Raw genomic sequence first — 13,216 nt, 5'->3', positions numbered from 1 at the left:
GCTCACTCGGGAACGTAGGCGACGGTGCCGACGCCGTCCCCGACCTCGACCTGCGCGACCGGTTCCCGGTCGGCCATGTCGATCACCGCGACGGTGCCCTCCGCGTCCGCGGGCGTAATGAAGTACCCGTCACCGGAGACGGCCGACCGGTGGAGGTGCTGGGCCCCCGCCGGGCGCTCGATGTCGCCGACCTCGATTCGGTCGACCGCCTCGAGGGCGTCCATGTCGACCACGACCGAGTCGTCGTCCATCGTGTTGGCCGTAAAACCGTAGAGTGTGTCGTCTGCTCGGTAGTACTCGAGGTCGTCGGGACCGCCCTCGATCGTGACGGAGCCGATCGCCGTCGTTTCGTCGCCGGTCACGTCGAACGCGTGGATCGCGCCGTGATCGACGATGGCCATCCGTTCCTCATCGGGCGTGAGATACATGCCGCCGGCGACGTCGAGTTCGTCGACGACCGCGTCGGTTTCGGTGTCGACGACGGCGGTGACGTCGCCGTACTCGACGTACGCGAACCCGTTGGCCGGACTGTACGCCTTGTAGTGAGTCCCGCCGTCCTCGCCGAGTTCGATCGTGTCGGTTCGTTCGTACGCCTCGAGATCGACGACGTGGAGGGCCGGATCGTTGACGTTGGTCGCGTACCCCGTGTCGCCGAGTTCCGGGTGGGAGAGCAGTTTCCCGTGGCCCTCGCCGTCGAGGCCGGCCTCGACGGTCTCGATAACCTCGTGGGAGTCGGTGTCGATGACGTAGAAGGTCCCCTCGGTATCCGAGTGGGCCCACATCTCGTCGTCGGTCGGGTGGTACATGTGGGTGCCGCCGGGACCCATCCCGATCTCGGCGGCGATCTCGCGTGCCTCGAGGTCGATGGCGAGTACCTGACTGAGCGTTTCTTCGATGGCGAATAGCTGGCTTCCGTCCGCGGTCACGACCGCGTCGCCGTACTCGTAGCCGTCGACGCCGTCCGTGATCTCGTCGACGACCTCCCCCGCGCTAGGATCGACGAGCGAGATCGCGTCCGGACCGAACGCGTAGGCGAGGCCGGCGCTTCCCTCGTCGGGCTTGGCGTCGTCGGTCTCCTCGTTCGTCTCGTCGTCATCGTCGCCGCCGAGACAGCCTGCGACCCCGACCGCGAGACCGCCGGTGATCGCCTGTACGAGCCGTCGTCGATCGATGGATTGCACCATGTGCGATAGCCAGCCACCCCACCATATTTTCTATTCTGGTTCATCGGTCGAAATTATGGTTCGATCGTCGAAAATAGCCGTGCGGAAACGGGTTTCGGATGAGTATCAGTCCGTCCGAGAACGATGGACAATCGAAGAACGCGGAGAGAATAAACTGCCTCTCGAGCCGTCGGTATTTGTCGGCGAGTCTCAGCCGAGGCGCTCGAGGACCTCGCTGCCCTCGAGGTAGGCGAAGTCGTGGCGCTCGGCGTAGGCGCGGGCGTCGGCGGGCGAGAGCGCCGCGCCGGTCTCGTCGTCGAGCATTTCGCAGACGACGACGGCAGAGGAGAGTTCGGCGGCGTCGGCGAGGGCGAGTCCGAGTTCGGTGTGGCCCTCGCGCTGGGCGAGCAGGTCGGGCGCGCCCTTGAGCAGGTGGACGTGGCCGGGGACCCGAAACGCCGACGCGAAATCGGTCGTCGCCGGCTCGGCGGCGGCTTCGCCGAGCGCCCGGATGGTGGTCGAGCGGTCGTCGTCGGTGATGCCGGTGTAGGTGTCCCGGTGGTTGACCGTCAGCGAGAACGACGAGCGGTCGTCGTAGCCGAGTTCGTGGTCGGCCGTCGCGGGGTGGTCGACGGCTTCCGAGTAGAACGGGAGTTCGAACGCCTCCGCGATGTCGTGGCCGAGCGCGACGCAGACCAGTCCGCCGGCGTCGTTGCGCAGTCGAGCGACGGCCTCGGGCGTGACGGCGTCAGCGTGATAGATCAGGTCCGTCTCGCCCTCGCGGTCGGCCGCGTCGTGGACGAGGATCGGTTCGCCCGCCCGAAGCGACTCGAGGGCGTGTTCGAACGACCCCGCGGCGTTCGCCGATCCCGCGGCGCTCCCGTCGGCGTTCGACTGGGGACCGGCGTGGCGGCCAGTCATTCGCGATCACCGACCGAGACGGTGACGTGATCGCCGTCCTCGAGGTCGAGTTCCTCCCGGAGCTTGTCGGGGGCGATGACCTCGAGTTGGTCGTCGTCATGGTGGGTTCGTTCGGGGGCGATGGTGTAGGCGTTATCGTAGGTGTCGCCGTCGGTCGTCTGAATCGTCGCCGGATAGCAGACGGCGGGGCCGTAGGTCCGGTCGTCGGACTCCCAGCCGTCGATGGGGACGGGTTCGAGCGAGGCCATGGCGCTGCGCCGGCGGACGCTGTCCTCGCGCAGGTCGACGTTCAGCGTGCCGGGGAACGGCTCGTAGCCGAGGCGCTCTTCGAACTGGCGTTTGTACCCCGACAGGGAGATGTAGTGGCGACCCTCGCCCATGCCGCTGGTGACGGTCCCCTCGAGCGCGATACGGGAGTCCGTCTCGAAGATGCGACGGTAGTCCTCGTACTCGGCGTGGAGCGTCTGCTCGCCCGTCTCGGTGATCGCGACCCACTGGCCGTCGCTGACCGTGTCGCGCTCGAGCAGGTCGGCGCTTTCGAGCCGTTGCAGCCGCCGCGAGGCGGTCTGGTTCGACGCGTCGAGGCGTTCCGCGAGACGAGAACAGGAAATCTTGACATCGCCCTCGAGTCCGCCCTCGAGTGCGAGGAGTTTGAGCACGGCGAGTTCGTCGTGCCCGACGGCGGACTCGGCTAGTACTGACATACACGAAGCTATACCGTAGCCCCGTAAAAGCATATCGGATGTGGAATGCGTCACGAAACTGTGATGCAGTTCACGAGAGTTTATCGCGTACTCGACGGTTGGCGAGCGGGTGGAAAAAGCCACCGGTCCGGTCGGATTCTGCCTTCGCTCTCCGCGTCGACCGGCAGCGATCCGAGCCGATCGATCCGTGGGGCGATCCCGGAACCACCTAAAACCGATGACAGTCACGGCCGTCGTCCCTTGCACAATGCAAGGAGACCGGCTTTCAGCCGGTCCGTTGAGCGTTTAGCCGTACCTGCATGAAGCGTCTCCTCGAGGCCCTGTTCGGGTTAGTCGCATTGACCGGCCTCCCCTATCTGATCTACCTCGGGGTGTACTACCTCCGCCGGCCGTCGGGCACGCCCGCCGACACGTGGCCCCGAGAGCCGTCGGTGAGCATCGTCTTACCCACGTACAACGAGGCGGCGATCGTCGAATCGAAACTCGAGGAACTCGTCGACCTCGACTATCCGATGGCAAAGGTCGAAATCGTCGTCGTCGACTCGAGCGACGACGGAACGGCGGAACTCGTCGAGACCTTCTTCGCCGGGCGATCGGACCCGGAGCTGACGCTCATCCGCGAGGACGAGCGGAAGGGACTCGCGGTCGCGCTGAACGAGGCCTACGCCGCCGCGACGAACGAAGTCGTCGTCAAAACGGACTGCGATTCGCGGCTCGCACCCGACGCGGTCCGGAAAGCGGCCGCGAACCTCGCCGATCCAGATGTGGCGGCGGTGACCGGCCGCAACGCGGACGTCCTCGGCGACAGCGATGTCGAGCGAGGCTACCGGGACATCCAGACGATGATCCAGGTCCTCGAGTCCCATATCGACTCGACGCTGATCTTCCACGGGCCGTTCTCGGCGTTCGAACGCGACGCGATCGTCCGGATCGACGAGGACTCGATCGCCGACGACACCGAACTCGCGCTGAAGATCCGGCGCAACGGCGACCGCGTCGTCTTCGATCCGGACATTCACTACAAGGAGGCCGCCCACTCGGCCTTCGGCAAGCGCCGCGAGCAGAAAGACCGGCGCGCGATGGGGCTGCTCCGACTCCTGTGGCGACAGCGCGACGCGCTCGGCAGCCACGGGGCCTACGGCCGCGTCGTCCTCCCCTTCAACTGGTGGTTCATGGTGGTCTCGCCGTGGCTTGTCGCCGCGGGGATCGCCGTGGCCACGGTCGGGTCGCTGGCGATGCTCGGCCCCGCCGGTGCGGCCGTCCCGGCCGCCGCGCTCGGCTTTACGGCGCTCGGCTCCCGCGACGCGCTCGGCCCGCTCCAGCCGTTCTACTCGCTGTTCGATACCCAGATCTCGCTGCTCCGCGCGAGCGTCTCGCTGCTCCGCGCTCGAGCCGACGGGGACGACGAGACCCACGACGGCACGTGGTCGACCGACGACGAACTCCGGGAGGTGTTACAGTGACCGACGCGAACGTCGCCGTCCTCCACGACCGCTTTCCCGGCATCGGCGGCGGCGAGGAGTTCGCGATCGAGGCCGCGCGAGTGCTCGACGCGCCGATTTACACCGCCTACGTCGCCGACGGAACCGAGATTCCCGACGATATCGAGGTGATCCCGTTTCGGCAGTCGAAGTACACCTCGCTGCCGTGGCGGCCGTTCCTCGAGTGGAAAAACGAGGGGATGAACCCGCTCGAGACGCTGAACGTGGCGCTGGATATGACCGACGCCCACCCGGCTCTCGCCGACTACGACGTGGTCCTCGAGAGCGCGCCGCTGTCGAAGTACTACGTCCCCGACGTGGGCCAGCGGATCGTCCACTACCCGCACAGCCCGCCGCGGTGGCTGTACGACCTCTATCGGGACCGGCTCTCGTCGTTCGAGTTACCGTTCGTCGAGATCGGACTCAAAGCGTACGCGAAGGCGTGGCGGGCACTGGACAAGGAGGCCAACGACTACGTCGACCAGTTCGTCGCGAACAGCGAACTGGTCCGGGACCGCATCCGGCGGTTCTACGACCGCGACGCGACGGTCGTCTACCCGCCCGTGACCGGCGATTGGCACAACGACGGCGACGACGGCTACTTCGTGACGTGGTCCCGGCTCGCCCCCGAGAAGCGGATCGACCTGATCGCGAAGGCCTTCGCGGGGCTCGACGAGCGCCTCGTGATCGCCGGCGACGGGGAACAGCGCGAGCGACTCGAGGAATTCGCCGCGAACTACGACAACATCGAGGTCCGGGGCTACGTCGAGGACATCGAATCGCTCGTCGCGCGCGCTACCGCGATCGTCTACGCGCCCAAGCAGGAGGACTTCGGCCTCGTCGGAGCCGAGGCCATGATGGCCGGCAAGCCCCTGCTCGGGGTGAACGAGGGGTTCACGCGGTATCAGGTGCAGGACGGGCGGACGGGGCTGTGCTTCGAGCCGACCGTCGCCTCGATACGGGAGACGGTCCGCCGATTCGATCCCGACGACTTCGACGCCGGCGAGATCCGCGAGGAAGCCCGGCGCTACGAGTACGATCGCTTCGCCGCGGGCCTACGCGAGGTCGTCGAGCGGACGGCGACCGCCGACGTGGGTCCGCGAGGTGGAGACCGATCGGGCCGCGGCCCGGACGACGATCGAGAATCCGGACGACAGCGTGCCGAGGGGGTGCTCGATCAGTGACGGCGAGGACGACCCAACACGATCGAGACGGCGACTCGAGGAAGCGGACGGTGACCGAGCCGTCGCAGACACAGCGAGCGGCGACGAGCGATCGGTGTCTGCTCTATCAGAACAGCGACGCACACCCCGCTCACCGGGTGTTCGCCGACGCCGTGAGCGCCGATCGCCGTCACTTCGAAACCGGTCGTCGCCCGCCAGAACCGGGCGGCAACACCGAGCGGACCGTCGACCGGCTCCGAACCGCAGGAACGCTACCCGCATACGAGACGGTCATCGCGGAGGGGAGCGCGCCGCTCCAGACCGGGCTCGCCTACAAACTTCGCCATCCGGAAACGACCCTCGTCTACCTCGCCGCGGACGAGACTTTTTATACGCTCTCCGAACGGCCGACGCGACACCTCTGGCGCGGACTCAGGCCGCTCTCGAGCCGGCTGCTCGACGGCGTGATCGCGGTCGGCCGCGACGCCGACCGCTGGGCGCGGCCGTACCTCGGCGACGCCCCGGTCGCTTACGTCCGGCCGCCGATCAGCGACGCGAAGTACGAGCGCCTCGCCGCGCTCTCGCCGAACTCGCCGCAGGACCCCTTTACCGTCCTCTCGGCGGGCGAGGCCAAACCGGCCAACGGCTACGATCGACTGGCTCGAGCCGTCGACCGGTTTGCCGGGACCGTCGAGGTCGACGTTCGATTGGTCATCCTCGGGGAGGGTCACGAGGCCGAAGGGTACGCGGACAGTTCCCGCGTCATCACGCCCGGCTTCGTCGACCTCGATACCTTCGCCGACTGGTTCGACCGCGCGAGCCTCTACGTCCAGTCGTCGCGGGGCGATGCGTTTCCCGTGGCCGCGCTCGAGGGGATCCTCTCGGGGACGCCGACGATCGTCACCGAGGCGACCGGCGTCCGGGAGCTCCTACCCGCCAGACAGGTCGTTCCGCCGACCGAGGCGGGCCTGTTCGACGGGCTGGTGGCGTTCGCTGACCTGTCGCCCGCGGAGCGGCGGTCCGTCGCGAGCGACCAGCGGGACCTCGTCGCCGACCTGACCGAATCGAACCAGCGAGACCGCTTCAGCGCCGCACTCGAGCGATTCACATGACCGGAGACGCCCGCCCGAACGTCGTCGTCCTCTGTCTGGACACCGTTAGGAAAGACGTTTACGACCAGTACGCCACTCGCCTCCGGGAGATGGCGACCGTCCGCTTCGAGGGAATGCGGGCGCTCGGTGGCTGGAGCGTTCCGAGCCACGCCGGGCTCCTGACGGGGTCGGTCCCCTCGGAAACGGGCGTCCACGCACACCAGCGTCGGTTCGACCCGATCGACGCCGCGGACACCTGGATCGCGCCCCTCTCGCGGTCGGGCTACGAGTCGGTCTGTGTCTCGTCGAACATCTACGCCAGCCCCGTCTTCGGGTTCGATCGATTCTTCGATCGTACGGTCCCCATCTCGCCGAGTCGCAGGCTGCCCGCGGGCATGGATGTCCAGCGCCACATCTCCGATCGATCGACTGACGGCGTGGAAGCCTACGCCGATTTCGTCCGGCAAGCGCTCGAACACGACCACCCGCTGCGCTCGCTGGCCAACGGCGTCCTCCTCAAACTGGACGACGTGAGCCGGAAGCTCCCGATCGAGAAACCGACCGACTTCGGCGGCCGCGCGATCGCTCGAGCCCTTGAGCGGGAAGTCACCGAGCCCGACGGCCCGGTGCTCGCCTTCGCTAACCTCATGGACGCCCACGGGCCGCACACGCCGTTTCGCGGGTTGGACGACTCGATCCACGGCGTCTCCGCGGACTTCCACTCGAGTTCGTTCCGCGATTCGGACGTGAACGTCGCGGACGGCCTCGGCGAGTACACCGCGGCGGTCGAACGCGTCCGCCGGCTGTACGCAGCGACGGTCGACTACCTCGATCGAATCGTCGCCGACCTCGTGGCCGCACTGGGGACCGGTGACGACCGCGAATCAATCGTGATCGTGACGGCGGACCACGGTGAGAACCTCGGCTACCAATCGGACGGCCACCTCATGAATCACATGAGCAGCCTCTCGGAGGCGCTGTTGCACGTCCCCTTCGACGTCATCGCGACCGGCGAACGGGACTTCGATCTCGCGACTGACGCCACTGCCCGCCCCGTCGACGTGGACGGGCTCAGTTCTCACGCCGATCTCGGGGACGTGCTCCGATCGCTCGCGAGCGAGGGCCCCTTCGATCCGTTCGCGTTCGAGCGCGAGCGCGCTCGCGCCGAGATCGTCGGCTCCGGCTCGGGCATCCCCGAAGGCGGCGACGAGTCCTACTGGGACCGCGGCCAGCGAGTCGTCTACGAGGGCGATCGGAAGTACTACCGCGACCAGCTCGGCACCGAAGCCGTGTACGATGTCTCCGGTCCCCCGTCGAAACAAGTCGACCGGCCCGACGAGACGGTTCCGGACGGACTGTTCGAGTCCGCCTTCGGGGACTGGGTTACCGACGACGACCGCGACGAGGGGGCGTTCGGCGAGGAGGTAGACGCGGCGAGTCGCGCGCGACTGGAGGACCTGGGATACCTATGAGAACGAATTCGATTCGAACGGAGAACACATGACGGACACGACCCTGTTAGTCACGGTCGATTCGCTCAGAACCGATCACGTCCAGTACATGCCCCGAACGCTGGACTTTCTGGACGACACCCACGACGCCGCCTTCGCCACGAGCACCGCGACGCCCGGCAGCTTCCCGGCGATCATCGGCGGGGAGTACCCGGCCGGCAACGGCCTCGAGTCCGAGGCCAGCGTCGCCCACGAGTTCGATGTCCCCTGCGTCGGGATTACGACGAACCACCTGCTCTCTCAGGAGTACGGCTACGCGGCCGGGTTCGACTCGTTCGCGTCGCCGAAAGGCGGCGGCGAGTCGCTGAAGGACAAGGGCGCGATCCTGCTCGAGCGCGGCTCGCTTCCCTACAAGGTCGCCAGTTGGGGCTACAACCGATACCAGCAGCTCCGGAGCTACGTCGAGGAGACCGAGAAGTCGTTCCGCCCCGCGGACGAGGTCGTCGACCAGTTCCTCACCGCGGTCGACGGCCGCGAGGAGTGGTTCGGCTGGCTGCACTTCATGGAGCCCCACCATCCCTACGATCCCGACGGCACGGATGTCGATCGGGCGACGGCCCAGCGGGTCACCCGCCGCGTCCTCTCGGACCGCGGCTCCGAGGAAGACGAGGCCCTCGTTCGGGACCTCTACCGGCAGGAGGTGAGCGAACTCGACGCGGCCCTCGAGGCTCTCTGGGACGCGATCCCCGACGACACGCGCGTCGTCTTCTGTGGCGACCACGGCGAACTGCTCGGCGAGGACGGGCTGTGGGGTCACCCCGGCGAGATGCGCCCCGAACTGCTGAACGTCCCGTTCGGGACGCACAACGCCCCCGACGTCGGCGAGGTCGTCTCCCTGATCGACGTGCCGACGATCCTGACCGGAAGCGAGCACCGTCAGGGGACGCTCGATCGCGATGTCGCGTTCGCCGCGTACGGGGACCGAAAGGCCGCGATGACCGCCGAACGCATTGCGACCGACGAGGGTACGTATCGACTCGAGGATGGCGAACCGGTCGACGACCCCGGACTCGAGCGGGAACGCGAGCGGTTCGATCCCGCCTACGTCGTCAAGGAAGAAGCACTGCAGGAAGACCTGGAGGATCTGGGCTACGCATGACCGTCGTCGTCCTGGCGCTCGACGCGCTCGACGCCGGGTTGGTCGACTACTTCGACCTCGACGCCGTCCGCCTCGAGTCGGGCGGCGAGATCGAGACGTTCGCGAACACGCAGGCGGTTCCGTACACCCCGGAGGTCTGGGCGACCGTCGCGACCGGGCTCGGGCCGGCCGAACACGGGATCACCGGTGGCGGCACGAGCGAGTGGCAAAACCCCGCGCTCGACCTCGCCTCGACGGTCACCGGCCACCTCGACGAGTCGACGCGGGGGACGCTCGGCAAACTGGTCCGCTCCCGAACCGGCGAGCGCGAGCGCATCGGCGAGACGGACCGCGAGTCGATGTTCGACGCCGACGACGCGGTCGTCCACAACTGGCCGGGCGTCCACGACGGGAAACCCCTCCAGCGGGCCTGGGACCTGATGAACGCCGTCGCCGAGGGGATGCCCCGCAGCGAGTTCGAGCGCGAACTGTTCGGGCTCTGCGCCCAGCAGTTCGGCTGGGCCCGCGAGATGCTCGCACATCCGGTTTCGATCGCCGGCGTCCACGTCCACACGCTGGACGCGGCGGGCCACGCCTACGCCGACGACGAGGCCGCGCTGGGCCGCGCCTACGAGCGCGTCGGTGAGTTCGTCGACGAAATCGTCGCCGCCCTCGGCGAGGACGACGAACTCCTCGTCGTCAGCGACCACGGCATGCGAACCGAGTTCTACCCGCCCGACGCCGGCGAGAAGCCGGCGAGTCACTCTTGGCGCGCGTACGCGAGTTCGACGGCGGACACCCATCCGAAATCGGTCTACGACGTGCGCCGGTGGGCCGAGGAACGCGCGGCCGAATCGGGCACGGCCGCCGACGGCGACGAGGGGATCGATATGCCGACCGAGCGCCTGCGCGAACTCGGCTATCTCGACTGACCGCTACTGATGACGTGCTGTGGCGCGCGCTGACGGCTGACCGAGCGAAGCGAGGTGCGACTGGAGGGAGCTCGTCGAATGTGAACGGGGAACGAAGTGACCCGTGAGCGCTAGCGAGGGAAGCCGTCGATACTGTGCGAGGGATGAGTGAGCGACGGCCAGGAGCGAACGAATCGGCTGGGGAGGGTGTGGTGATTCCCTGCCGCCACGATAGCAGGCTAGACGGCTTCAGAACCGTCCCCTCGAGTCCGAGGGCTCTACGAGAGAAGGTGGTGCTCGCCTCGAGAGACGGCGGGTTGGTGAGTTGAACCACGCCGATGTCGGTCGCTGCTCCCTCGTCGTCTACTTCGAATCTACTCGTCGCATTTTCGAGACGTACGAAACTGCCCCTCTCCGCTGGCCGCGATTACGGGGTGGGATTCGCTTTCCGTCACGGAAAGGCGAGTACCCGCTCGTCGCGTGGGCTGGGACGGAACCGTCAGCGTCGGATTACCGTGTGAAACCGCTCACAAACTGTTCCGTTCGACGGGCCGCTCGAGGCACGTCGGCTCGAGGCCGTCATCGACGAGCCGCCACTTCGGCGTCGAATCGGTCGCGTACGGGCTGTATCCTCCGCATAATTATGCCCCGTTCCAGTGGAGAACGGCCCAATGCGAATCCTGCTTTTGCGGACGTGGACGACGAACATCGGGAACGGCTTCATCGACTACGGGGCGAGGGCGATGCTCGAGCGGGCGTTCCCCGACGCGGAGATTGTCGAGACGGGCGGCTATCCCAACCACGCGGCGGACACCGCGGCGCTGTGGCGGGGCACCCGAAAGTTCGAACGGATGACCGGGTCCGGAGCGGACTACGAGTCGCCGACACACTCGATCCGGCGGAACGTGATGAACGTCAGCGAACTGATCGACGCCGATCTGGCCGTCTTCCCGGGCTGTGTGCTCTCCCGACCGACGTTCCGGAAGTACTTCGACACGCTCACCCGACTCAGGGAGCGGGATATCCCGATCGTCATCATCGGCGGGGGCGGCGAGGAGTACGACGAGGCCGAGCGCGAGGACGTCGAGGCCGTCTTCGACGCGCTCGATATCGAGGTCCTGCTCACGCGGGATCGAACCGCCTACGAGGAGTACGGCGACCTCGTCGAGTACCTGTACGACGGCATCGACTGCTCGCTGTTTCTGGGCGACCGCGACCGGCCGCCCGAGGCGAACCGGGAATTCGACGTTCACACGTTCGACAAACAGGAAGAGCCCGACATCGACGGCGCATCGACGATCATCAGGCCCGATCACGCCCCTTTCGACGAACCGTACCACTTCCCGGTCGGCGAGCGAGCGCGGGAACTGCTCGGCCTCGAGACGCCGCTGTTCGAGGCCGAGAACGTCTTCGTCTCCGATCAGGTGGCCGACTACCTCTTCCTTTACGCCAACGCGGACGTGGTTCGTTCCGATCGGATCCACGCCTGCCTCCCCGCGCTGACCTACGGCAACCGGGCGCAGTTCTACTTCGACACGCCGCGAGCGAACCTGTTCGATCGGGTCCCGATCGACGGCGACGTCACGAGCGAGCCGGTCCGGTTCGATATGGACGAACTCGAGCGGGAGAAAGACGCACAGGTCGAGGCGCTTGAGGAGGGGGTGACGACGGTCCTGTGAGCGTGACCGTACCCGCGTTCGGCGGGCGGACGGCTGGCGGTCCCACAGTCGATTCTATTGCCGGGGCTAGGTTCTTTGGCGGAGGGCTGGTAGGATGAGCGGACACGCAACCATGGGAGACGAGCCATCCATCGCCCTCGTCGTGCTCGACACCCTGCGGGCGGATTCCTTCGACGAGCACTTCGACTGGCTGCCGGGCGTGCAGTTCGCGAACGCGTGGAGTACGAGCCACTGGACGGCACCGGCCCACGCCTCGCTGTTCACCGGCCGATACGCGAGCGAGGCCGGCGTGACGATCAAATCCCAGGACTTCGACCGGGACACGACTCGCCTCCCCGAACTCCTTCAGGACCGCGGCTACCGGACGCGGGCGTTCAGCTGTAACGTCAACATCTCGGAGCAACTCGGCTGGCATCACGGGTTCGACGAGTTCGACGGCGGTTGGCGGCTCAGCGGCCTCGGCGAGGACGTCTTCGACTGGGACGAGTTCATCGCCGAACACCAGGCCGACGGCCCCGAGCGGTACCTTCGGGCGCTCTGGCGGTGCGTCGACGACGACTGTGATACGACCCAGTCGCTGAAACAGGGGGCCCTGATGAAGCTCCGGGATATGGGCCTGAAGGGACGCCACCCTGACGACGGCGCGGCGGAGTTCCTGGAGTACGTTCGAGAACGGTCGTGGACCCACAACGGCGAGTTCCTCTTCGCGAATCTGATGGAGGCACACCTGCCGTACGACCCGCCCGACGAGTACCGCACCCATCCGGACGAGGACTCACCGCACTTCGACAGCGTGAAAGCCACGCTCGAGGAGCCCTCGGCCGATCCGGAGCGTATCAGGACCGCGTACGACGATGCCGTGCGGTACCTATCGGACATCTACCGCGACATCTACGCGGAACTCGCCGCCGAGTTCGACTACGTCGTGACCCTCGCCGACCACGGGGAGGCGCTCGGCGAGTACGGCGCGTGGCAACACGGCGGCGGCCTCCACCCGCCGGTGACGAAGGTCCCGCTCGTCGTCTCCGCGCCCGGCTCGAACGCCGACGATCGAACCCCCACCGCAGACGGCGCGGAGCGACCGACGCGGGACGCCCTCGTGAACTTGCTGGACGTCTACGCGACGGTGCTCGATCTCGCCGGCGTCGAGTCGGCCCACCGCCGCGGCGAGTCGTTCCGCCCGCTGTGCTCGAGCGACTCGGTCGACACTGGGCCGCGCTCGAGCGCGCTGCTCGAGTACCACGGGATCTCGAAGCGACGGGCGCTCGCGCTCGAGGAGGACGGATACGAGGCCGCCTCGATCGACACCGAACGCCACGGACTCGTGACGGCCGACTGTTACTACTTCGAGGGGCTGTCCGGGACTGAACTGATCGGGGACTACGAGCCGGCGGCCCTCGAGTCGGAACTCGAGGAACTGGTCGCTGACCTCGAGCGCCGCGAAGGACTCTCCGAGGCGGATATGGGCGGTCTAGAGTCCCAACTCGAGGAGCTGGGATATCTGTGACGGAGGT

At 67.2% G+C, this 13,216-nt stretch carries 11 protein-coding genes; 8 read left to right on the top strand and 3 right to left on the bottom strand.

Going from position 1 to position 13,216, the window contains the following annotated elements:
• Positions 1-2 precede the first annotated feature (2 nt).
• From FEJ81_RS05350 to FEJ81_RS05340, 3 genes are all read right to left on the bottom strand, one after another.
• Positions 3-1,184: a YncE family protein gene (locus FEJ81_RS05350; protein WP_138244308.1), complete on the bottom strand. Its 1,182-nt coding sequence runs from the start codon at positions 1,182-1,184 to the stop codon at positions 3-5.
• A gap of 189 nt (positions 1,185-1,373) precedes the next feature.
• Positions 1,374-2,084 carry a 3,4-dihydroxy-2-butanone-4-phosphate synthase gene (gene ribB / locus FEJ81_RS05345; RefSeq protein WP_138244307.1) on the bottom strand — a complete coding sequence of 237 codons (711 nt, stop codon included), beginning with the start codon at positions 2,082-2,084 and terminating at the stop codon, positions 1,374-1,376.
• Positions 2,081-2,788 carry a DUF120 domain-containing protein gene (locus FEJ81_RS05340; RefSeq protein ID WP_138244306.1) on the bottom strand — a complete coding sequence of 236 codons (708 nt, stop codon included), beginning with the start codon at positions 2,786-2,788 and terminating at the stop codon, positions 2,081-2,083. The genes ribB and FEJ81_RS05340 overlap by 4 nt, the downstream gene beginning before the upstream one ends.
• 299 nt (positions 2,789-3,087) lie before the next feature.
• Between FEJ81_RS05340 and FEJ81_RS05335 the strand changes: the two genes are divergently transcribed.
• The 8 genes from FEJ81_RS05335 (at position 3,088) to FEJ81_RS05300 (ending at position 13,209) form a co-directional block, all read left to right on the top strand.
• Complete coding sequence (locus tag FEJ81_RS05335) at positions 3,088-4,251, top strand: glycosyltransferase (protein WP_138244305.1); 1,164 nt, start codon at positions 3,088-3,090, stop codon at positions 4,249-4,251.
• A complete protein-coding gene (locus FEJ81_RS05330; RefSeq protein ID WP_138244304.1) occupies positions 4,248-5,453 on the top strand; it encodes a glycosyltransferase in 1,206 nt (401 codons plus the stop codon). Before FEJ81_RS05335 ends, FEJ81_RS05330 begins: the two co-directional genes overlap by 4 nt.
• On the top strand, positions 5,450-6,544 hold the full coding sequence (locus FEJ81_RS05325; RefSeq protein WP_138244303.1) for a glycosyltransferase: 1,095 nt from the start codon (positions 5,450-5,452) through the stop codon (positions 6,542-6,544). The genes FEJ81_RS05330 and FEJ81_RS05325 overlap by 4 nt, the downstream gene beginning before the upstream one ends.
• Entirely contained in the window at positions 6,541-7,995 is a 1,455-nt protein-coding gene (locus FEJ81_RS05320; RefSeq protein WP_138244302.1) for a sulfatase-like hydrolase/transferase, read from the top strand. The genes FEJ81_RS05325 and FEJ81_RS05320 overlap by 4 nt, the downstream gene beginning before the upstream one ends.
• Before the next feature lie 28 nt (positions 7,996-8,023).
• Positions 8,024-9,133, top strand: a complete 1,110-nt coding sequence (locus FEJ81_RS05315; protein WP_138244301.1) for a sulfatase-like hydrolase/transferase — start codon at positions 8,024-8,026, stop codon at positions 9,131-9,133.
• Positions 9,130-10,044, top strand: coding sequence for an alkaline phosphatase family protein (locus FEJ81_RS05310; protein WP_138244300.1), 915 nt, complete (start codon positions 9,130-9,132; stop codon positions 10,042-10,044). The genes FEJ81_RS05315 and FEJ81_RS05310 overlap by 4 nt, the downstream gene beginning before the upstream one ends.
• 650 nt (positions 10,045-10,694) lie before the next feature.
• The gene (locus FEJ81_RS05305) at positions 10,695-11,702 is read left to right on the top strand and encodes a polysaccharide pyruvyl transferase family protein (protein ID WP_138244299.1); all 1,008 of its coding nucleotides are present in this window, start codon (positions 10,695-10,697) and stop codon (positions 11,700-11,702) included.
• 94 nt (positions 11,703-11,796) lie between these two features.
• Positions 11,797-13,209: a sulfatase-like hydrolase/transferase gene (locus FEJ81_RS05300; protein ID WP_138244298.1), complete on the top strand. Its 1,413-nt coding sequence runs from the start codon at positions 11,797-11,799 to the stop codon at positions 13,207-13,209.
• Positions 13,210-13,216: the final 7 nt, after the last annotated feature.

Origin of the sequence: Natrinema versiforme, from assembly GCF_005576615.1 — an archaeon.
Classification (GTDB): domain Archaea; phylum Halobacteriota; class Halobacteria; order Halobacteriales; family Natrialbaceae; genus Natrinema; species Natrinema versiforme_A.
The sequence above is the reverse complement of the archived record's forward strand: the minus strand, read 5'-3'. Positions and strand labels throughout refer to the sequence as shown.

What these genes read in the sequence shown, in the direction of transcription:
- FEJ81_RS05350 (WP_138244308.1), bottom strand. Translation starts at nt 1,184, where the DNA reads ATGGTGCAATCCATCGATCGACGACGGCTCGTACAGGCGATCACCGGC.
- ribB (WP_138244307.1), bottom strand. Translation starts at nt 2,084, where the DNA reads ATGACTGGCCGCCACGCCGGTCCCCAGTCGAACGCCGACGGGAGCGCC.
- FEJ81_RS05340 (WP_138244306.1), bottom strand. Translation starts at nt 2,788, where the DNA reads ATGTCAGTACTAGCCGAGTCCGCCGTCGGGCACGACGAACTCGCCGTG.
- FEJ81_RS05335 (WP_138244305.1), top strand. Translation starts at nt 3,088, where the DNA reads ATGAAGCGTCTCCTCGAGGCCCTGTTCGGGTTAGTCGCATTGACCGGC.
- FEJ81_RS05320 (WP_138244302.1), top strand. Translation starts at nt 6,541, where the DNA reads ATGACCGGAGACGCCCGCCCGAACGTCGTCGTCCTCTGTCTGGACACC.
- FEJ81_RS05315 (WP_138244301.1), top strand. Translation starts at nt 8,024, where the DNA reads ATGACGGACACGACCCTGTTAGTCACGGTCGATTCGCTCAGAACCGAT.
- FEJ81_RS05310 (WP_138244300.1), top strand. Translation starts at nt 9,130, where the DNA reads ATGACCGTCGTCGTCCTGGCGCTCGACGCGCTCGACGCCGGGTTGGTC.
- FEJ81_RS05305 (WP_138244299.1), top strand. Translation starts at nt 10,695, where the DNA reads ATGCGAATCCTGCTTTTGCGGACGTGGACGACGAACATCGGGAACGGC.
- FEJ81_RS05300 (WP_138244298.1), top strand. Translation starts at nt 11,797, where the DNA reads ATGAGCGGACACGCAACCATGGGAGACGAGCCATCCATCGCCCTCGTC.